The organism is Streptomyces sp. NPDC005374 (assembly GCF_042872225.1).
Taxonomy (GTDB): Bacteria; Actinomycetota; Actinomycetes; order Streptomycetales; family Streptomycetaceae; genus Streptomyces.
In genome coordinates this window covers 449,630-470,033 of record NZ_JBIAKA010000002.1, presented here as the reverse complement: position 1 = coordinate 470,033, position 20,404 = coordinate 449,630, and the positions used below count along the sequence as shown (strand labels likewise).

Annotated in this window: 19 protein-coding genes; 18 read left to right on the top strand and 1 reads right to left on the bottom strand. The window is 67.6% G+C overall.

Translation table 11 applies throughout. The features are described from left to right. The first annotated feature begins 50 nt into the window (after window positions 1-50). The 4 genes from ACFYRX_RS07570 to ACFYRX_RS07555 all read left to right on the top strand — a co-directional run bounded on the left by ACFYRX_RS07570 (window position 51) and on the right by ACFYRX_RS07555 (window position 4,508). On the top strand, window positions 51-671 hold the full coding sequence (locus tag ACFYRX_RS07570) for a TetR/AcrR family transcriptional regulator (RefSeq protein WP_389097387.1): 621 nt from the start codon (window positions 51-53) through the stop codon (window positions 669-671). A gap of 126 nt (window positions 672-797) precedes the next feature. Next, window positions 798-3,047 carry an MMPL family transporter gene (locus ACFYRX_RS07565; RefSeq protein ID WP_389097386.1) on the top strand — a complete coding sequence of 750 codons (2,250 nt, stop codon included), beginning with the start codon at window positions 798-800 and terminating at the stop codon, window positions 3,045-3,047. 166 nt (window positions 3,048-3,213) lie between these two features. Then, complete coding sequence (locus ACFYRX_RS07560; protein WP_389097385.1) at window positions 3,214-3,375, top strand: hypothetical protein; 162 nt, start codon at window positions 3,214-3,216, stop codon at window positions 3,373-3,375. 284 nt (window positions 3,376-3,659) lie between these two features. After that, the gene (locus tag ACFYRX_RS07555) at window positions 3,660-4,508 is read left to right on the top strand and encodes a YceI family protein (RefSeq protein ID WP_389097384.1); all 849 of its coding nucleotides are present in this window, start codon (window positions 3,660-3,662) and stop codon (window positions 4,506-4,508) included. A gap of 178 nt (window positions 4,509-4,686) precedes the next feature. Here ACFYRX_RS07555 and ACFYRX_RS07550 read toward each other — a convergent pair whose 3' ends face one another. Then, window positions 4,687-5,358, bottom strand: coding sequence for a GntR family transcriptional regulator (locus ACFYRX_RS07550; protein ID WP_389097383.1), 672 nt, complete (start codon window positions 5,356-5,358; stop codon window positions 4,687-4,689). 276 nt (window positions 5,359-5,634) lie between these two features. On the opposite strand from ACFYRX_RS07550, the gene ACFYRX_RS07545 reads away from it, so the two are divergent. The 14 genes from ACFYRX_RS07545 to ACFYRX_RS07480 all read left to right on the top strand — a co-directional run bounded on the left by ACFYRX_RS07545 (window position 5,635) and on the right by ACFYRX_RS07480 (window position 20,397). Beyond that, complete coding sequence (locus ACFYRX_RS07545) at window positions 5,635-6,150, top strand: VOC family protein (RefSeq protein WP_389097382.1); 516 nt, start codon at window positions 5,635-5,637, stop codon at window positions 6,148-6,150. A gap of 569 nt (window positions 6,151-6,719) precedes the next feature. Continuing rightward, window positions 6,720-7,097 carry a carboxymuconolactone decarboxylase family protein gene (locus ACFYRX_RS07540; protein ID WP_389097381.1) on the top strand — a complete coding sequence of 126 codons (378 nt, stop codon included), beginning with the start codon at window positions 6,720-6,722 and terminating at the stop codon, window positions 7,095-7,097. 101 nt (window positions 7,098-7,198) lie between these two features. Beyond that, entirely contained in the window at window positions 7,199-8,845 is a 1,647-nt protein-coding gene (locus ACFYRX_RS07535; RefSeq protein WP_389097380.1) for a bifunctional 3-(3-hydroxy-phenyl)propionate/3-hydroxycinnamic acid hydroxylase, read from the top strand. Between the two features lie 72 nt (window positions 8,846-8,917). Then, window positions 8,918-9,913, top strand: coding sequence for a fumarylacetoacetate hydrolase family protein (locus ACFYRX_RS07530; RefSeq protein ID WP_389097379.1), 996 nt, complete (start codon window positions 8,918-8,920; stop codon window positions 9,911-9,913). A 353-nt stretch (window positions 9,914-10,266) separates the two neighbouring features. Then, window positions 10,267-10,749 carry an acyl-CoA dehydrogenase family protein gene (locus tag ACFYRX_RS07525; protein ID WP_389097583.1) on the top strand — a complete coding sequence of 161 codons (483 nt, stop codon included), beginning with the start codon at window positions 10,267-10,269 and terminating at the stop codon, window positions 10,747-10,749. Between the two features lie 631 nt (window positions 10,750-11,380). Next, complete coding sequence (locus ACFYRX_RS07520; protein ID WP_389097378.1) at window positions 11,381-11,791, top strand: hypothetical protein; 411 nt, start codon at window positions 11,381-11,383, stop codon at window positions 11,789-11,791. 756 nt (window positions 11,792-12,547) lie between these two features. Beyond that, on the top strand, window positions 12,548-12,772 hold the full coding sequence (locus ACFYRX_RS07515; RefSeq protein WP_389097377.1) for a hypothetical protein: 225 nt from the start codon (window positions 12,548-12,550) through the stop codon (window positions 12,770-12,772). A 562-nt stretch (window positions 12,773-13,334) separates the two neighbouring features. Further along, a complete protein-coding gene (locus tag ACFYRX_RS07510) occupies window positions 13,335-14,717 on the top strand; it encodes an acyl-CoA dehydrogenase family protein (protein ID WP_389097376.1) in 1,383 nt (460 codons plus the stop codon). A 95-nt stretch (window positions 14,718-14,812) separates the two neighbouring features. Continuing rightward, complete coding sequence (locus ACFYRX_RS07505; protein WP_389097375.1) at window positions 14,813-15,382, top strand: flavin reductase family protein; 570 nt, start codon at window positions 14,813-14,815, stop codon at window positions 15,380-15,382. A gap of 269 nt (window positions 15,383-15,651) precedes the next feature. Then, window positions 15,652-16,470, top strand: coding sequence for a phytanoyl-CoA dioxygenase family protein (locus tag ACFYRX_RS07500; RefSeq protein ID WP_389097374.1), 819 nt, complete (start codon window positions 15,652-15,654; stop codon window positions 16,468-16,470). A gap of 178 nt (window positions 16,471-16,648) precedes the next feature. Beyond that, complete coding sequence (locus ACFYRX_RS07495) at window positions 16,649-17,719, top strand: alkene reductase (RefSeq protein ID WP_389097373.1); 1,071 nt, start codon at window positions 16,649-16,651, stop codon at window positions 17,717-17,719. Window positions 17,720-17,810: 91 nt separating this feature from the next. Then, window positions 17,811-18,992 (top strand): cytochrome P450, encoded by a 1,182-nt coding sequence (locus ACFYRX_RS07490; RefSeq protein ID WP_389097372.1) that lies wholly within the window; start codon window positions 17,811-17,813, stop codon window positions 18,990-18,992. 62 nt (window positions 18,993-19,054) lie between these two features. Then, window positions 19,055-19,252, top strand: coding sequence for a ferredoxin (locus ACFYRX_RS07485; protein WP_389097371.1), 198 nt, complete (start codon window positions 19,055-19,057; stop codon window positions 19,250-19,252). Then, on the top strand, window positions 19,249-20,397 hold the full coding sequence (locus tag ACFYRX_RS07480) for an NAD(P)/FAD-dependent oxidoreductase (RefSeq protein ID WP_389097370.1): 1,149 nt from the start codon (window positions 19,249-19,251) through the stop codon (window positions 20,395-20,397). Before ACFYRX_RS07485 ends, ACFYRX_RS07480 begins: the two co-directional genes overlap by 4 nt. Window positions 20,398-20,404 lie beyond the last annotated feature (7 nt).

The window sequence follows — 20,404 nt, the reverse complement described above, 5'->3', positions numbered from 1 at the left end:
ATGCGTTCCAACTGTACGAAGTAGTTTCGTTTACCTAGGAGGTGCGTGAGATGGCGGAGACAGCGGCGCCGCGTCGCGGTCGGATCACGCCCGAGCGGGAGGCCGAGCTGTACGCGGCCGTGCTCGACCTGCTCCGGGAGGTCGGCTATGACGCGCTGACCATGGACAGCGTGGCCGCACGCACCCGGTCCAGCAAGGCGACGCTCTACCGCCAGTGGGGCGGCAAGGCCGAGCTGGTCGTCAGGGCGATACGTCACCACAAGCCCGGCAGCATCGCCCACTCCGACACCGGATCGCTACGAGGCGACTTCCATGCCGTGCTGTCCCACGAGGACGACTCCACCATGGAACAGACCTCCGCGCTGATGCGCGCTCTGGACATGGCGATGCATCACAACCCGGATCTCAAGCGTGCGTTCCGGGAACTGCTCATCGAACCGGAGACGGACGAGGTCAGCCGGGTGTTGCAGCGCGCCGTCGACCGGGGCGAAATCCGTGCGGACAACCCGGCGCTGGAGTTCGTGGTGCACATGCTGATCGGCGCGTTCGTCGCCCGCACCTTGATCGACGACCGGCCGCCGACGCAGGCCTTCCTGCATTCGTACCTCGACGCCGTGGTCCTCCCCGCCCTCCGCGTCTGCCCTGCCCCTTCCCCAGGTCCCCAGCAGTAACCCGATGTCCCAGCCGTACCCGACACGACCTCCTCAATGCCCTGTGGGCAGAGGAAAGACCCCACCGTCGTCGGGCCGGTCCGCTCTGCCCTGAACCACCCTCACAACTGACCGGGAGCACGTCCCGTGGCCACCTTCCTTTACAAACTCGGCCGATTCGCCTTCCGGCGACGGCACTTCATCGCCCTGTTCTGGGCAGTACTGCTGGCCGCCGCCTGTGTAGCGGCTGCCAACGCTCCCTCCGCGGGCTCATCGTCCTTCTCGATCCCCGGCGTCGAGGCACAGAAGGCCTTCGACCTGCTGGACGAGCGCTCGCCCGGTTCGAGCGCGGACGGTGGAAGCGCCAACGTCGTCTTCAAGGCTCCCGCCGGGGAGAAGATGACGGAGGCCGACAACAAGGCGGTCGTCGAGCAGACCGTCAAGAAACTGGGCTCAGGCACCGAGGTCGCCTCCGTCACCGACCCGTTCACCCAGCGGAACGCGGTGAGCAAGGACGGGACGATCGTTTACGCGCAGGTGAAGTACACCGCCCCGGCCCAGGAACTGAAGGACTCCACCAAGGACTTCCTGGAGAAGACGGTGGAGGAGTCACGGGACTCCGGGCTGACCGTCGAGATCGGTGGTGACGCGCTCGATACGGTGGCCGGGACGGGTGCCGGGGAGATCGTCGGCGTCGCAGTCGCCGCACTTGTCCTCGTCATCACCCTGGGGTCGCTCGTCGCGGCCGGGCTGCCGCTGCTGACCGCGCTCATCGGGGTGGGTATCAGCTTCGCGGGCATCACGGCCCTCGCCAACGCGCTCGACCTAGGCTCCACCACCTCCATCCTGGCCATGATGCTCGGCCTCGCCGTCGGCATCGACTACGCCCTGTTCATCCTCTCCCGCTACCGGGGCGAGCTGGCAGAGGGCCGTGAGCGCGAGGACGCGGTCGGACGGGCCACGGGCACGGCGGGCTCGGCAGTGGTCTTCGCCGGACTGACGGTCGTGATCGCGCTGGCCGGCCTCTCGGTCGTCGACGTCCCGTTGCTGACCAAGATGGGCATCGCGGCGGCCTGCGCGGTCGCGATCGCGGTGCTGATCGCCATCACAATGATTCCGGCCCTGATCGGCTACGCGGGCCGGAAGATCCAGCCGGCGGGCAGGAAGAGCAAGCGGTCCGGCGGCGAAGAGGCGAAGGAGCTTGCCGGGGACAAGCCCAACATGGGCACCCGCTGGGCGAACTTCGTCGTCCGCCGCCCCGCCGCCGTCCTGATGCTGAGCGTCGTCGCGCTGGGTGCGGCGGCCATACCGGTGACCCAGTTGGAACTCGGCCTGGGAGACGACGGCACGAAGCCGACGTCCACGACGCAGAGGCAGGCCTACGACCTCCTCTCGGAAGGCTTCGGCCCCGGCTTCAACGGCCCGCTGATGGTCGTCGTCGACACCAAGGAAAGCGGGGACCCGAAGGCGGCCGCCACCACGGTGACCGACGAGATCAAGAGCCTGAAGGACGTCGCCACCGTCAGCCCGGCGATGTTCAACGAGGCCGGCGACACGGCGACGGTCACCGTCATACCGAACTCCAAGCCGTCCTCGACGCAGACCGAGGACCTGGTGCAGGCCATCCGTGACCAGGCCGACGGCATCAAGGCCGACACGGACGCGCAGGTGCTGGTCACCGGCACCACGGCGCTGAACATCGACTTCTCGCAGAAGCTGACCGACGCGATGATCCCCTACCTGGGGCTGGTGGTCGGCCTCGCCTTCCTGCTCCTGATGGTGGTCTTCCGCTCGATCCTGGTCCCGCTGAAGGCAGCCCTCGGCTTCCTGTTGTCGGTGCTGGCGGCGCTCGGTGCCGTGGTCGCGGTCTTCCAGTGGGGCTGGCTGGCCGGTCTGATCGGCGTCGAGGAGACCGGTCCGATCATGTCGATGGTGCCGATCTTCATGATCGGTGTGGTCTTCGGCCTGGCGATGGACTACGAGGTGTTCCTCGTGACGCGGATGCGCGAGGCCTACGTCCACGGGGAGAATCCCAAGCAGGCGGTGGTGACGGGCTTCAGGCACAGCGCGCGCGTGGTCACGGCTGCCGCGATCATCATGATCTGCGTCTTCGCCGGGTTCATCAGCTCCAGCGAGTCCATGATCAAGATGATTGGCTTCGGCCTGGGGATCGCGGTCTTCTTCGACGCGTTTGTCGTCCGCATGGCCATCGTCCCGGCGGTCCTGACCCTGCTCGGCAAGTCGGCCTGGTGGCTCCCGAAGTGGCTGGACCGCGCACTGCCCAACGTGGACGTCGAGGGCGAGGGCCTGCGCACCGGGACCGAGCAGCAGAGCGAGGACTCGGAGACCCCGTCCTCCGAGCCGCAACCACAACCCCAACCGCAACCGCAGCGGTAGCCGGTGCTCGTCGGCGCAGGCGCTGTGCAGCGCCGGACGAAGTCCCAGCCGCAGGCCGCGTACACCTACACCCGTAGCGGGGACGTGATCCCCGCGACGGGCGGACGGTGCATCGAAGGCCAGGTGCGCAGCGCGGACGGCACGGGTATCGGCGGGCACCACGCTGATGCTGATCTACCTGATCGGACGTCAACGCGGCCGGAGCGTCGCCCGGTCCGACGGCCGGCACTCACTGCTGCCGCCGGGCTCCGACTCGTACGTCCCGTACGCGGCGGCGGATGCCACCAGCCGCGGCCCGCCACTGTGGTGGCGGGCGAAGGGCCGGTGACATACGACGTGCTGCTCTTCGGAATCAGTGAGCCGGTCGCCACCGCGCTGACTGTCGCCGGCGCCGACGACTTGGACCTGGAGCTGGGTCACCCCGAGGGGTGACCCACACCGGGTCGAACCAGACGCCGGTCCGTACGGCCTCGGATGCGTACGGACCGGTAACACAGGGCCCCGGCCGGGGCGGCCGGAGCAGGGGACGGCACAAGCCGTCGCGGCCGGGGCCCGCATCACATCGCAGATTCCTCGCGACTTTCCCGGCGACGATTTCGAGGGGCAGCAACCATGAAAAGTACAGAAGCGGGCGGCGGCCTGCGGGCCCGGATCCGCACCGGAGACGGCTGGGCCGTGCCGCACGCCGCAGTGACCGTCACCGACATGACGGGGCAGCAGACACTCCGCGAGGCCACGTCGCAGGACGGCACCGTGGCCACCGGCGCCCTGCCGTCCGGAACGTACACCGTGATCGTCACCGCCGTCGGCTACAACCCCGTCGCCCGCACCGCCATCGTGACCGCCTCCGGCGGCGCCGACCTCGGCACGCTCGTTCTGGGACGAGCCGGGGACGTGGGACTGCCGCCGCCCGGGCCGTGGACGATCGACCCGGCCCACTCCACCGTGAGCGCGGTCGCCCAGCACCTCGGACTGACCAGTGTGCACGGCCGGTTCACGCAGTTCGGCGGCCGGATCGAGATCGCGGAGAACCCGCTTGCGTCGAGCGTGGAGACGGTCATCGAGGCTTCCTCGATCGATACGGGCAACGGCACGCGCGACGGTCACCTGCGCTCCGCGGACTTCCTCGACGTGGACATCCACCCCAAGATCACCTACCGCAGCACGGGCATCACCCCGGCGGGCAGCGCCCGCTGGACCGTCCAAGGCGAACTCACCCTGCACGGCGTGGCCCAGTCCGTCGATCTGGACCTGGCCTACCTGGGCACCGGACCGGACCCGTGGGGTGGCGTACGGGCGTCGTTCCGCGCCGCCACCGAACTGCGGCGCGAGGACTTCGCCATGAACTACAACCAGATCGTCCAGGCCGGTATCGCGGCCATCGGCACCACCCTTCGCGTAGAACTCGACGTCCAGGCCGTCCAGGCCGTCCAGGGCGAACAACTGCCGCCCCTCGCCTGACAGTGGAGGGGGCGCCTTCACGTCCGCCGTCCGGGACCTCCTGGGGCGGTGGACGCTGCCTGTTCGAAGTTCCCACGCCCCGAACGACGGCTTCACAAGGGAGTTGACGTCCCGCATGCCATGCCCAGGACACCGATCACGCTTCGTCACCACCGCCAAAGGCACCGAGCCGTGCGCTTTACGTTTCTCCGGCCGGGAGGGCGCCAGTGGGGGAGTGGGCGGCGTCCACGGTGGTGTGCAGGTGGACGGTGATCAGGCGGACAGCCTCGCCGATATCCCCTTCGAGGACTGCCTCGGCGAGGGCGCGGTGTTGGCCGATGTGCTTCACGTCGATGGAATTGGCGGCGAATCGCTGGGTCTGGTCCTGCAGGAGCGTACACATGCGCAACATCTCCCGGTTGCGACAGCGGGACAGCAGCGTTTGGTGGAAGCTGCGATGTGCACTGAAACCGGTCTCGACGCTGTCCGCGGTCCCCACTGCCTCCAACTCGGTGATGGCACGACGGACCTCATCAAGGAAGGCCGCGTCGGCTTGGCGGAGCGAGGACTCCAGTGCACGGGGTTCGAGCAGGAGCCGCAGTTCGTAGTACTCGGCGGCCTTCTCGCGGTCGAGGCCTGCCACCCGCGCCCCCCGCTGGGGTGCGATCTCGACCAGTCCGTCGCCGGCCAGGCGCTGGAACGCCTCCCTGAGGGGCGTGGCCGACACGCCCCACTGGGCGGCCAGTCGCTCCGCGTGGAGCCTGGTCCCGGCCTTCAGTTGCCCAGTGAGGATGGCCATGCGCAGCCGCGCGTCAACCCAGTCCGCGCGGGTCTGCGGGGGATCGGCCGGCCAGGTCGAGGAAGAAGACATGGCCACATTCTTCCTCAGCCCTTCCCCAAATGGAATCTATAGATTATTGTTTATCTAGTTGCTGATGCTCCATCGGCCCTGGCTGGCGAGGTGGCTGAGCAGGACAGCGGGCGGACCTTGTCGCCGGTCGGCGAGAGTGGTTGCTCGACGTCGCGGCTCTGCATGGCCATGAGCGACGGCAACCGGTATCGACGCCACATCTCGGCGGGCTCTCACTTCAGGAACACGCGATGGCCGCCGGCATTCAGTAGTGCCGCACAATCAAGGAGGCATAAAATGGTCGCTCCCGTCAAACTCGCACATGTCGTGCTGAAGACCGGCCGTATGCAGGAGATGATCGATTGGTATTCACAGGTTCTTGACGGCCGCCCAGTTTATTCGAATGACATGCTGGGCTTCATGACCTACGACGACGAGCATCACCGAGTCGCGTTTCTCGCACTCGGTTCGTCGGTGATGCCCGAAATGGAGCACACCGGGCTGGAGCATTTCGCCTTCACCTACGAGAAGCTGGGTGACCTGGTCGGCACCTACAAGCGGTTGAAGGAGAAGGATATCAACCCGGTCTGGGTGATCAATCACGGCATGACCGTGTCGCTGTATTACGCGGACCCTGACGGAAACCGTATCGAGCTGCAGATCGACAACTTCCCCGACGCGGAGTCCACGCAGGAGTACCTGCTGTCCGATGAATTCCAGAAGAACCCGGTCGGGGTGGAGTTCGACCCCGATGAGTTCGTCGCCCGCTTCGAGGCCGGGGAGCCGGAGTCCGAACTGACCAAGCGCCCATGATCCGCCCTAGCCCTCTCCCCACCGCCGGCACCGGACCGGCGGGCTCCGCCAAGGTCGAACTCGACATCTAGCGGGGCTCCGAGGCGACAACCGCGGCGTTCGTTACGTTCGCGCCCGCTCATCGGACCGCTGGGTGCCTGCGATCAAACCTCGTGATGCCGTTTGTGGGCGTCCAGGCCTCGGTGGCGGTGGCGGTGGCGGCGATGCGCGGTGCCGACGCCTCGTCGAAGTCGGCACCACACGGAGCCTGTGGCGGAACAGCGTGCCGGTGGCTGAACAGGTGTCGCAGTCGAGCACCGCCCCTCGCCGCCACGAGGCTGAGCATCAAGAGCCGCGCCACCACTGCGGTGAGCACCTCACTTTCGACGTCCGCCCCGCCAACGCCGTGACCGATGGCCACGGTAGTCACAGCGGTTCGGTCTCGCGTGCCCTGCCCGACATCGCCCGCGCTCCGTACGAGGCCGCGGGGGAGGTGGGGGTCGAGCTGCTGACGCGGACTCGACCAGACCCGTCAATGGCCTATGGAACCGAATGCTAATTCGCTTATTCCGCTGTCAAGGAGGATTCCAATGTCCCGTGCCGATGCCGAAGAGACTATCCAAAGGGTCATGACGATGAAACTACCGGACGGCTACACTCCCACGCCGCTGGACGAAGCGGCCCGCGATTTCGTTTACGGCAAGGTGTGGGCGCGGCCGGGGTTGAGCAACCGTGATCGACGGTTGGTGACGCTGGCCTGCGTTACCGCGGCGGGCGCTCCGGAGGCGCTGGAGGATCACGTTCGGGCCACGCTCAACAGTGGCGATCTCACCCTGGCGGAATTGGAGGAGTTCGCGCTGCACGCCGCCGTCTACAGCGGCTGGCCCAAAGCGCGCCATCTGCAGAGCGTGATTCAGGAGCAGTGGGCCCGCATCCAGCAGGAGTCCGACGAAGACATCGAGCCCTGACCACTCCTGGTCGAAGTTTCCGCAGATGACGCCCAAGGAGCCCGAGGGCGAGGAATCGACGGGCCCCGTCTTCCGCAACACATGGACCGTTTGGAGCTGGGATGGAGCAGAATGACGAATACTCTGAGTCACCGGACGACTCCGTTGCCGCCTCGTGGGATGTGCTTGTCGTAGGGGCCGGTCCGTCGGGACTGACCCTCAGCCTGCTGCTGGCGCGCAACGGGCACCGCGTTCTGGTGGTGGAGCGATGGCCGGCCCTGTACCCCTTGCCCCGGGCAGTGGGCCTCAGCAGTGAGGCGCGGCGGGTGCTGCACCTGACGGGGGTGACCGAGGCTCTGGAGCCCCACATTCTGTGGGATGTGAAGAGCACCAGCCTCGACTACGTCACCCCCGGGGGAGAAATCCTCTTTTCGGAAGTCATGCAGGTGCCCGAGAGGGCCGAGGGACCGCATGGGGGGACGTTCAACCAGCCGGATCTTGAGGCGGTGTTGGAGGCACAGGTCGAGGCAGAGCCGAGAATCCGGCTGCTGCGGGGCCATGTGGTCACCGACCTCAAGGAGACCGAGGACGGGGTCCGGGTCTGCTTCGTGCCCTCCGACGAGAACGGAGGCCCCCGTGCCGGGGCGGATGAACTGACGTGCACCGCCGAGTTCGCTGTCGGGTGCGACGGCGCCACGAGCATCGTCCGGAGCCTGGCCGGGATTCCGTTGGACGGCGACCTGCAGTTCTCCTCCGACTGGCTGGTTGTGGACCTCAAGCCCACGGTGGAACGGGACTGGTTCCCGCACTTCGGGCAGGTTCTCGGCCCGCCGCGTCCTGTGACATCCGTGCCGGCCGGGCCGGGGCGGCGTCGTTTCGAGTTCATGCTGCTGCCCGGGGAGCGGAAGGAGGAGATGGCCACCGACGAAACCGTGTGGCGGCTGCTGGCCGAGCGCGGGGTCACTCCGGCCGACGCGGACCTGGTGCGGTACGCGGCCTACAGCTTCCGAGCCTGCTGGGCCCAACGCTGGCGACAGGGGCGGGTGTTGCTGGCCGGTGATGCCGCCCACCTGATGCCGCCGTTCCTGGGTCAGGGCATGAACTCCGGAATCCGCGACGTGGCGACCCTCGGCTGGCGCCTGGACCTGGTGCTGAGAGGGGTGGTCCCGATGGACACCCTCGACGACTACGCCCGCGAACGTATTCCGCACGTGAGCAAGTTGATCTCCGACGGCGTCATGATCGGCAACATTCTCTGCTTGGTCGACCCAGAAGCGTGCGCCGAGCGCGACAAGGCGATCCGGGAGAACACCGGTGACGGCCCGCCGAAGATGGAGTGGCGGATGGGCACTGATCCGCTCGCGGCGGGAGACCCGCACGCGGGACGCCTGGGCCGTCAGGGGCTCGTGCGGGCCGACGGCCGGGAGGGCTTCTTCGACGACGTGTGCGGCATGGGCGTACATGTGCTGCTCAGCCGAAGCGGGAACCCGCTGGAGTCGCTGTCGCCGCCGGTCCGTGAGGCATGGGAGCGCCTCGGGGGCATTGCCGTTCACATCGGGCCGGATGCACCGGTGACCGACGTGGAAGGCGGGTACGCCGCATGGTTCGACGAATGGGACCGTGATGTGATCCTGGTCCGCCCCGACTTCCACGTCTTCGGCACCGCTGCCTCACTCGACGGCGCCGACGCCCTGGTCCGCGAACTCACCCAGCGTCTGCGATGTGGACCGCCCGCCCCGACCGGAGCCCGGTTGACGGCCCGGGACTAGGGCCTGCCCTGGCGGACCATGCCGCAGTCGCGGGGCGTGGCACGCCCCCCGCGGTCACGACCCTGCCCGACCGTGGAGCCACGCGTCGACGTCGTCGTCGGGTTGCCGACTCCCCATCGCGTCGACACCACCCTGAACTCACCCCTCACCTGCCTTCGGCTGCCGTATGCGCCGCCGCAGGCTCTCTTCTCCCGGAAGGACCTCACCATGAAACTCGCCAACCTTGACGGCCGGGCTGTCGTCGTCACACCCGAAGGCGTCATCGACCTGAACACCGCCTCCCGCGGCCGGTTCACGACCTCACTCGACGCCTCCGTCACCCGGATCGCCGAGATCCGCCAGTGGCTCGCCGCCGCCCGCCCGAAGGCGGACCCGACGACCACCCTGGCCATGCTGGAAGCCGACGCCAGCCGGCTCGGTCCTCCCGTCACCGATCCGCGCCAGATCTTCGCCATCGGCCTGAACTACCGTGACCACAGCGCCGAGAACAACGCGCCGGTCCCCGACGCTCCGCTGGTGTTCACCAAGTGGCCCTCCAGCCTGGCGGGGCCCGCTGCGGAGATCCCGCTGCCCAACGAGACCGTCGACTGGGAGCTCGAACTCGTCGTCGTCATCGGTGAAGGCGGCCGCAACATCCCCTCCGACAAGGCCTTCGACCATGTCGCCGGATTCTGCGTCGGCCAGGACATCTCGGAGCGCACGATGCAACTGGCCGGATTTCCTCCGCAGTTCAGTCTCGCCAAGAGCTACCAGGCCTTCAGCCCGATCGGCCCCTGGCTGACCACCCTCGACGAACTCGACGACCCCAACGACCTCGCACTGTCCTCCACCTACAACGCGGAAACCATCCAGAAGGGACGCACCAGCGACCTGATCTTCGACATCCCGACCCTGATCAGCCACCTGTCCAGCGTGTGCGAACTGCGGCCGGCAGACCTGATCTTCACCGGCACTCCCGCTGGTGTCGGCAACGCCTGCAAGCCGCCCCGGTACTTGGCCCCCGGAGGTGTGCTGAACTCCACCATCGAGGGACTCGGCGGCCTCAGCAACACCTGCACCACCCCCTGACCACAGGGACTGCACGCCGTTCGGTGTATCTCCCGGCCACGGGAGATACACCGATGCCGGCACCAACATGACCGAGCCCGAGCCCGAGGCCGGCGAGGCATCCGGACCGCCACCGGCTCGATGTCGGACTCGACCTGACGCCTGGCTGAGTGGCTCCGCCGCCCAAGTTGATCTCTCACGATCAGACCCCCACACCTGCAGCGAGGAACCCCTTCATGGCCCACGCCTGTTGACCCCGCTCAGTCCGAGGACCGGGCAACCAGTGACAGTGTGCTCGACCGTGTCCGCCCACTCCTTCCCGAGACCGCGGCACGTTCCGCCGAAGGTGAGAATGCCCGGCTGTTCCGGCGGACATCGTCGCCGCCCTGTGCGAGGCAGGCGTGTTCCGGATGGCCCTGTCCAAAGTGTGGGGCGGAGAGCAGCTCGGGCTGACCGAGGGCGCCCGGGTCGTACGGGAGATCGCGCGAGCCGACGGCTCGACGGGCTGGACCGTCCAGGTCGCTTCGCTGAGCTGGTTCTTCGTACGGTCACTGGCCCGGGAGACGCTGGAGAAGGTGTTCGCCGACGTCCCCGACCTGTTGCCCCGTGGAGCGGCGGCTGCGAAAAGTCGGGCGACGCCGGTGAGGGGCGGCTATCGACTCAGCGGTCGCTGGCCGCTCGCGAGCGGCCCGTTCACCCCGGACTGGATGCTCGCCGGTTTTCTGGTCGACGGGGCGCCCCCGCAGCAGGGTGGCCTCCCGGACTTGCGGGTCGCGCTCTTCCGGCCCGACCAGGTCACGTTCCTCGACACGTGGGACGCGGTCGGCCTGCGGGGCACCCAGACACGGCGGCTGTAGTCCCTTGATCGATGGTGCGTCGTTGCTGGTCAGGTCGATCTCTTCGGTCACCGCCCCGAGCGCCGCCGTCCACACTCGCTCGGCTTACGTGGCCTCCACGGCCACGTGTTCTTGATACGTCGTCATAAACGTTCATGATCACGGTGGGCCTCCCCATGCCCACCGGTGCCCCCGGACATCCAGCTGACCAGCAGCGACGCCCTACACCGCCATATCTGCAGCTGTCGTGACTGTATGTGGTCCTTTCCACTGCTGGTGATACACCTTCACAGGTTTTCCCCAGAGTTGGTGCCTGCGTGGCTGGACGGGCTGGAATTCGGGTGACTTGCCGTCGTCTTCTTTCTGGTGCTGTCCGGCTTCTCTCCGGCGCGCCACGAATCGCGGTCGGGTGGCCTCGGGGAATCCCCGCCTCCGCAGCACAACCATTAACCCACTGACACGAAACCCGCACATCGCAGTGAGGGGAACGAGACTGCTCGGACCGTTCCTTACAGTAGGTTTTAGAAACAGCGTAGCCGAAATCGGCCGTTGTCACTCCTGCGACGGAGCAGGAGGACCGCACAGGAACTCGGGCAAGTTCTGCGATGCCTGGGTTCCTATCAAATGACAGTGAGGATCCATAGTGTTTCTTATGAAGTCAGGGTTCAAGAAGGTGTGCAAAGTCGCCGCGGTAGCTGCGCTGACGGGCGCAGCACTCGGAGTGACCGGTGTCGACAGCGCGTCTGCCGGGACCAGCAAGGGACACTTGATGCTGGGCGTCGTGCCGTCGTCGCAGTGGACGGGGACTACGTACGCCTACCCGCACAGCGTTTCCTTCATCGCAGGTGGCAGCGAGCATTGCTACAAGGTGAGTGCTGGCGCCTGGACCACGACGGATCAGCCCGGTACCTTCTCGGGCGCGATCACGCTCTACACGTCCAGCGACTGCGGCTCCTACACGCAAGAGATCGGCACCAAGAACGTTCCGGCTGATAAGAGCAGCAACGACAACTACTGGTACTCGATAGACCAGAGCGGCATACAGCCCCCGAGTTGGGGCTGAGTAGGACGGAGCTCCGGTAGGGCGAGGGTTGTCACACCAACTCATGTCTGCCGGAGCTTCGTTGCCGGTCGAGTCTGCCATCTCTGATGCCTTGCTGTCCGCGTTCGGAGGGCTGGTGCACGAGCGGTGGGCCAGGCTCAGGCCGAGGCGTTCAGCTGACCGGCGAGGTTGGGCTGCTCATGAGGGCGAGATCACCAGCTGTTCTCAACCCGCAAAGGCGTACTGCTGGGCAGCGCCCCATTCCCCGATGTCGTCGAAGGCCTCCCGGAGATCACCGACGCGCCCGTCATCGGGGCCGCCAAGTCCGCAGGCGCCGCTGGGCGCCACTGTTCGTCGCCCTGTCGACGGAGCGGAGCGCGACGACAAGGTGCGTGACACGTTCCGCACCGGCGTATCACCCCGGCACGTACCGGCAGGTCCCTTACGGGATCCTCCTTGTCCTGGGTGTCCCTGCTGAACGCCACTGCACCTCTTGTGCCGTGCGCCGTGAGAGCTGGCCTTGACCTCTCGTTGTCGCCGGGCAGGGCATTTCGCCGTTTCCTGGCCCGGTGCTGTTCGCGCGCAACGGGCCCGACACGCTCCTGGCGGTCCGCGCTGTACTCGGCGGAAAGCTGGCGGGGCTCCCTCACGCGGGATCTGACCGCCTCTCATGCAGCCTGCACAGCACGGCCTTTGTTCTGACGCGCGTCCTGGCGGGTGCCGTGTTGTTGCTGCTGATGACCGGTGCCGTGATCACGCGGCGACGGTCCCTGCGGCATGACGCCCGCGCTCGCGTGCACCTTGCTCGTCGCCTGCTACCTCGCGGCCCTGATCGTCATGCAACCCACCCCGGGATGCATCGTGACCGCAGTGTGCGGCACGGGTGCGCGTGTGCTGTCCCGCCCCGCGTTGGAGAGCTGCCAGGCCGATGAGGAGTACCCGAAGTCGCTCGTGGGCGCCGTGCTGCTGCCCGCCCTCGGACAAGCAGCATCCCTGTCCTGACGGTCGACCCGAACAATAAGGGCACTTCTGCAAACGTGCCGGCCAACCCGGCCCCTGTGCGCACCCGCCAGGGGCCACGCCGCTGCCGCTCCTGCGTCAGTCGGGCCCCAGCGCTCTCGATGTGATGCGACGGAGCAGGGCTCGCAACTCCAGCGGTGTACATGCCGGTTGATCTGCTGACGTGCGGATCCTCGTACTCCGTGGCAGCCCGGGGCATGCCCCGCCCGAGGGGGGCTCGGCACGCGCGCGGCCGTCGACGGATGGCTGAATCCCGGCATCGAAACGGTTGCATTTCGCTTGGAGTGAATCTAGGATCGATCGAAACGAAGTAGTTTCGTTTCGATGGCACTCTGCTTGCGTACCGCGTCACGGCGGCGCCCGCGGTGGCCCGACGTCACCGTCCTCGGAGCAACCCGCACACCGCACTCCAGCAAGGGCTCCAACTCATCGATCGGCCCCCCACCCCGCCGGGAGATCGGAAAACCAGGGCTGCGACGTACGAACCCTGGACGGTCCCGGGCGCATACCGATTCCGACCACTACGAAGGAAGAGCTGAACGAAATGGCCACCGAAACCCCGGCCCATACGCTCGATGGCCCCCCTGACGTCTCGCCTGAGACGCTCGTCGAGCGCGCCGCCGCGCTGCGCGACCTGATCCGCGAGCAGGCAGATAAGGCAGAGGAACTCGGCCACTACACCCCCGAGGTGCACGAGGCATTCAAGGAGGCCGGCTTCTATCACCTGCTGACCCCGAAGCGGTACGGCGGCCTCGATGTCGACGTGCGTACCTTCGCCAGGGTGATCATGGAAGTGGGTCGCGCCGACCCGGGCACCGCCTGGTGTCTGTGCCTGGGGCAGGGCCACGGACTGTCGACCGCCGCGAACTGGCCGAAGCAGGCGCAGGACGAGGTGTTCACCAATGCCCTCGGCTACTTCCGCGCCTCTCAAAGCCTGTCCCCGGCCGGCACCGCCCAGCGGGTTGAGGGCGGCTGGCTGATCAACGCCAAGTCGCCCTACCAGTCCGGGAGTGCCTACGCCAGCCATGTCACGGTCACCGTCAAGGTCGTCGATGAGAAGACAGCTGATGAGACAGCAGAGAACGCCACTTCTGCCGTTCCCTCAAATGCCCGGGCCGGCGCACCCCTGCCTCCCGGCGCCCCTTCCGGCGGTCCGGGGCGTCCCAGGCGTCTTCCCGGTGCGCCGGAGCCCATGCTCCACGTACTGATCCCCGCTGGTCAGTTCGAGATCGAGGACGACTGGGGCGGTGATGCCGTCTTCGGCATGCGGTCCAGCGGCTCGAACACGGTCGTGGTCAAGGACCAGGTCGTGCCCGAGTACTACGGCGTCTACGGCGACTTCATGGAGCTGGCGCCGGATACGGAGCACAAGGCGACATCCCCGGGGCTCGAACTGCACGGCAACCCCCTGTACCTTCCCTCCGTCCATCTGGTCTTCTTCTCGGTGGAGTTGGCCAGCAGCGTCATCGGCGCGGCCCGCGCCGCGCTGGACGAGAGTGAGAGGCTCGCGCGGACCAAGATCACCCTTCTGCCCCGGCGGGGGCCGCGCTACAAGGACATGCTGTATCAGCGTGACTTCGGCCAGGCGATGATGAAGGCCGACAGCGCTGAGGCGATCATGATGCACGCCTGCGACCTCCACGCGCAGTGGTGCCGCGACGATGTCGAGAACGTCAGGCCGTACACCACGCAGCAGGCCCAGCGGGTGGGGGCGATGATGGTGGAGGCCGCGGAGTCGGCCTGCCAGGCGGTCGACATACTGTTCCGCTCAGCCGGCACGTCAGCGTCCGGACGTGGTCAGCGCATGCAGCGCTACCTGCGCGATGTCTCGATGTATCGCACGCACATCGCCACGCAGTACCACACGACCGCCCAACGGCTCGGCGAAAGCCGCCTCGACCCGGTGCCGTTCCCGCCCGCGCCGTAGTCCTTCGCGCCATCCCGCGGTCTACCTGCGGCTGTCTGTGAGCCGCGGCGCCGCTGCGGCTCCCCCCACGTGCAGATCAGCTGAGAGGAAGAACGATGTCGGAAACGTCGCCCCGCGCAGTCCTGGAGACACCCCGCATCGGTGAGAGTCGTACGCCCGTGGTCGCCCTCGACGCCGCCGAACTCGATGCCGAGACGCTCAGGCAGGCATTCGGTTGCTTTCCCAGCGGTGTGGTAGCTGTGTGCGCCCTGGTGGACGGCGCACCGGCCGGGATGGCGGTCAGCTCGTTCACGTCCGTGTCCATCGGTCCTCCCCTGTTGTCGGTGTGCGTACAGGACACGTCGGCCACCTGGCCGAAGCTCCGTGACCGGCGGCGGCTGGGGCTGAGCGTCCTGGCCGAGGGTCAGGACCTGGCGTGCCGCCGCCTGGCGGGCAAGGATGAGAACCGTTTCGCCGACGTGCAGTGGCACTCGTCGCTAGACGGCGCCGTCTTCCTCGACGGGGCCGCGGCCATGTTCGACTGCTCCCTCCACGCGGAACTGCCAGGCGGCGACCACACGATCGCGCTCCTTGAGATCCAGGGCCTGTGCATGGTGCCGGTCGCCGCCCCTCTGGTCTTCCACGGCAGCCGTTTCCGGAGTCTCGCCTCCCACGATCCCCAGTAGTGGTAACCGGGTCCGGCAGCCACGAAGGCGAGCCGATCAGGCAGTCGGCGCAGACCGGCAGGCCGAAGCCCGCAACGACCAAGCGATGAGCAGGAGCGGTCATGTCCGCCGCGAACTCGTCCTCACCTTCGACTGACCCTCTTCACGCCGCGTGACAAGCGGGTTCAGGACTTGCCCTGAGCTGATCTCGCGCCCTGGCAGGGGCAATTCGTCATTCACAGGAGCCGGGAATTTCGCCCGAGAGGCCCGGCGCCAAGCAAAGGAGACAAATGGTGTCTACGGCACAGCGTGATCTCGACAAGGTGATTGCTGATTACCAGCGAGACGGAGCGGCCGTTGTCAGGGGGCTCATCGATCCGAAATGGATTGAACGGATGCGGCTCGCGATCGACGAGATGATCGCGTCGCCGCCACCCCTGCTCCTGGCAAAGGATGGTGGGGTCCAAGGCTCTTTCATGAGCAGGTGGAACGATACGGTGCAGGAGTTCTCCCGTACTTCGCCCCTCGTAGATCTGGCCGCGAGCGCCATGGCCAGCAAGAGCGTCCGGTTCTTCTATGATCAACTGTTCGTCCGGGAGCCGAACAGCCACGGAACGACACCACTCCACCAGGACCTGTCGTACTGGCCGTTGACCGGACGACAGATCGTGTCGATCTGGGTGCCGTTCGACCACGTATCGCCCGACAGTGGTGTCGTGAGCTACGTGAAGGGTTCCCATGATTGGGACACGCTCTATCGCAGTGCGCCGTTCTCCGCCGGCGATCCCGTCATCGATCAGCCGATGCCGGTCTTGGAGGACCCCGAGCGCGTCATCGCGGAAAACGAAGTGCTCGCCTGGGAGTTGGCACCCGGCGACGTACTCATGCATGCACCCACGACGCTGCACTTCGCGCAGCGCAATTCCACCGGTGACCGTCGACGGGAAGCGGTGGCGTTTCGCTATCTGGGAGACGACGCGCGGTGGTTGAATCGACCGGGACACTTCTTGGGGATGAGTTACTTCCGCGAGTGCCTTCCCCCGTTCGCCTTTGCGGACGGCGACATCCCCCGACATGACGAGCTGTTTCCTGTGCTGCGCTCGAACTGACCGCTGACCGGGGTTGCTCGTGCAGGGGTGGCAGACCACGGGCGCTGTCACCCCTGCCTTGAGATCAACAACTCGAGCGCATCTTCGGACGGCCCTCCCCATCCCGGCCGGTTCGATCAATCGGCCGTGCATCCGCGGTGTCCCGTGGCCGTAACCACCCCACTCTTAAGGAACCCCCATGCTGAATGCCTTGTGGAACCCGACCACGGCCGGAGACATCGCCCTGCCGCACCGGCTTGCGATGGCACCCCTGTCGCGGAGCCGGTCGACCGTTGAAGGCGTACCCACCGAGCTGAACGTCGAGTACTACGCCCAACGTGCCTCGCACGCGTTCATCATCTCCGAGGGCACTCAGCCCTCCGCCGACGGGCAGGGCGGCCCGATGTCGCCCGGCATCTACACCGAGGAGCACATCGCCGGCTGGCGCAAGGTCACCGACGCCGTCCACGCGGCGGACGGCCGGATCGTCATCCAGCTGATGCACTCGGGCCGGATCTCCCACCCCGACAACACCCCCCACGGGCGGCAGCCGGTGGCACCCTCGGCGATCAGGCCCAAGAGCCTCTTCTTCACCGCGGCCGGGCCCAGCGAGCTTCCGGTGCCCCGCGAACTGTCCATCGACGAAGTCACCGCGACGGTCCACGACTTCCGCCACGCCGCCGCATCCTCCATCGCCGCGGGCGCCGACGGCGTCGAGATCCACGGAGCCAACGGCTACCTGGTCCACCAGTTCCTCTCCACCAACGCCAACGAGCGCACCGACCGCTACGGCGGCTCCATCGAGAACCGCATCCGCTTCGCCGTGGAGGTCGTCACTGCCGTGGCCGACGAGATCGGCGCAGGCCGCACCGGCATCCGGATCTCTCCCGGCAACCCTCTCAACCTCGGCGACATCACGGAGAGCGACGCCCACGAGCTGTACCCGGCCCTCCTGCGAGCCCTCGCCCCGCTCAACCTCGCCTACCTCCACATCAGCCACGGCGCCGACGAGGAACTCCTGCACACCCTGCGGAAGTTGTGGCCGAGCACCCTCGTGCTCAACCGAGGCGGCGCCGACATCCCCACACGCGCCAAGGACATCGAGGACGGCCTGGCCGACGTCATAGCCGTCGGCATTCCTGCACTCGCCAACCCCGACCTGGTCGAGCGCATCCGAGCCGGCGCCCCCCTCAACACCCCCAAGCCCGAGGGATTTTACGGCGGCGGCGCAGCCGGTTACACGGACTACCCGACCTACACCGCCTCTTGACACCAGAGGCAGCCCGCTCGGACACGAGATGGATGCGGGCGCTTCGGTGGCCCGGATCACAAGCCGACAACACATCTGGAACGGACTTCTGATGCCTACTCACACTGATGTCCCCGTCTACCGCGCCGACCTGTACTCGCCCGCGGCCATCCGCGACACCCACACCCACTATGCGGCGCTGCGCGCTCTTGGTCCCGTGGTGTGGCTGAGCAAGCAGAAGGCCTACGCCCTGCCGCGCTACGCGGAGTGCAAGGCGGTCCTCCTGGACGACGAGACCTTCATCTCCGGCGAGGGCGTCGCCCTCAACCCCCTCACCAACCGCGGGGGACGAGGCACCCTCTTCAGCGACGGCGAGGAACACGCCCGCTACCGTGGCCAGGTCGCCCACCGGCTCACTCCCAGGGCTCTGCGCGCGATAACGGACACGGTGGAGGAGCAGGCCGCCGCTGTCGTCGAGGCCGCTGTCGCCGACCACCACGTCGACGGCGTCGAGCTTGCCACGGCCCTGCCCATGTCCGTCGTTCCCGACTACATCGGCTGGCCCAAGGAGGGCCGCGAGAACCTGCTGCGCTGGGCCGGTGCCGCCTTCGACGGCATGGGTCCGGTGAACCGCCAGTTCGTGCGGACCCTTCCCTTGGGTCTAGGCATGATGCGCTACGCCCGCCGTGTGGTCCGCGACCGGTCCGTACTGGAGGGGAGCATGGGCCACGACCTGCTGTGCGCGGCCGACGAGGGCAAGGTCATGCCCGCCGAGTGCGTCACGATGATGGTGGACTATCTGGCGCCGTCGCTGGACACCACGATCAGTGCCATCTCCAATGCCCTGCATCTGTTCGCCACCCATCCCGAGCAGTGGCGTCTGCTGAAGGCGGATCCGGGGCTCATCCCCAATGCGGTCAACGAGGTGGTGCGCTACGAGTCCCCGATCCGGGCCTTCTCGCGCAGTGTCGCCCGCGACACGGAACTGGCGGGCACCGCGTTGTCCAAGGGTTCCCGGGTGCTGGTGGTCTACGGTTCCGCCAACCGTGATCAGCTGGAGTGGGACGACCCGGACACCTTCGACGTGCGTCGAGACGCGGCCCGCCAGCTCGGCTTCGGCCAGGGTGCCCACGGCTGTGCCGGGCAGGGGCTGGCGCGCATGGAGACCTCTGCGATGCTTCGCGCCCTGGTCGCCCGCGTCGACCGCATCGAGCCGGCCGGGACGCCCGAATGGCTGGTGAACAACGTCGTCCACCGTTACGAGCGCCTGCCGCTGACGCTCATCCCCGCCTAGACGACCGCCGGTTGTCCGGTCAGAACCCCTCGTTGCCGAACCCCTCGTTGAAGGACAGTTCCATGCAGATCTCCGTCGATTACGCCCGCTGTGAAGGCCACGGCCTGTGCGCGGACCAAGCCCCCGATGTGTTCGGTCTGGACGACGATGCCGAACTCATCTACCGCTTCGACGGTGCCGAGGTGCCCGACGAGCACCGGTCGGCGGCCCGGGCGGCCGTGACCGTGTGTCCCGTGGCCGCACTGCGGGTGCTGCCGTGACAGCGCGTGCGGTGCTCATCGTCGGCGAGTCGCTCGCCGGGACGAGCGCCGCACGAGAGCTGCGGGCCCTGGGACACACCGGCCCGGTCACGATCATCGGCGCCGAACGGCATGGCGCCTACTCCCGCCCCCCGCTGTCCAAAAGTGTTCTCAAGGACGCCGACGCCGACGACACCATCGGCCAGGACCTCGACGGACTCGGCATCGACATCGTCCGTTCGCCGGCCATCGGGGCCGACACGAGCCGCCGTACCGTCACCACCGCGGACGGGCGTGTGTTCGGCTACGACGCGCTGATCATCGCCACCGGGGCGGAGGCCCGCCGGCTCGCCGGACCGGGCCGGCGAGGCGAACTCGTTCTGCGCACCCTGGATGATGCCCTGCTGCTGCGCGGCCGCCTGCACGCGGCTGCCTCCGCGATCGTCGTCGGAGCGGGCTTTCTGGGCATGGAGGTGGCCAGCGCGTGCGCCGCGCGTGGCATTCCGGTCACGGTCGTGGACGTGGAGCGGCCGCTGGAGCGGATCCTGGGCGGCTACCTGTCCGCCGCGATCACCGCACGCGCCGAGGCCTACGGCATCCGCTGCGTGCGGACCTCCGGCTTCGCCGCGCTGGCGGGCGACCCCGTGTCCGGCGTGAGTCTGCCCGATGGCACCGGGCTCACCGCGGACCTCGTGGTGACCTGCGCGGGGGAGACACCCTGCACCGGCTGGTTGGCGGGCACGGGCCTGGCCGACGACCTGGGTGTCGGCGTCGACGGTTTCTGCGCCACCGGCGTGCCGGGTGTGTTCGCCGCTGGTGACGTCACCTACCTGCGCGCCGACGGCAGTGGTCCTGACCGGCGTGCGCCGTTCTGGTCCAACGCCCTCGCCCAGGCCAAGGTCGCCGCAGCCTCCGCCCTCGGTCTTGCGCCCGCGGGAGCGCCGTACGACGACTACTTCTGGACCGAGGTCGCCGGCCTCGCCCTCAAAGTCGTCGGCCCGCTGCCGCTCACCGGCGAACCCACCACCCTCAAGGGCAGGTTGGAGGACGGGCGTGCCCTGCTCACCTGGAAACATCCCGACGGAACGTCGACCGTCGTCGCCTACGGCATACGCAAACCGATCAAGGCACTCCGAACCCTGGCCAACGCCGCTCAGACGCAATGAGTTCACC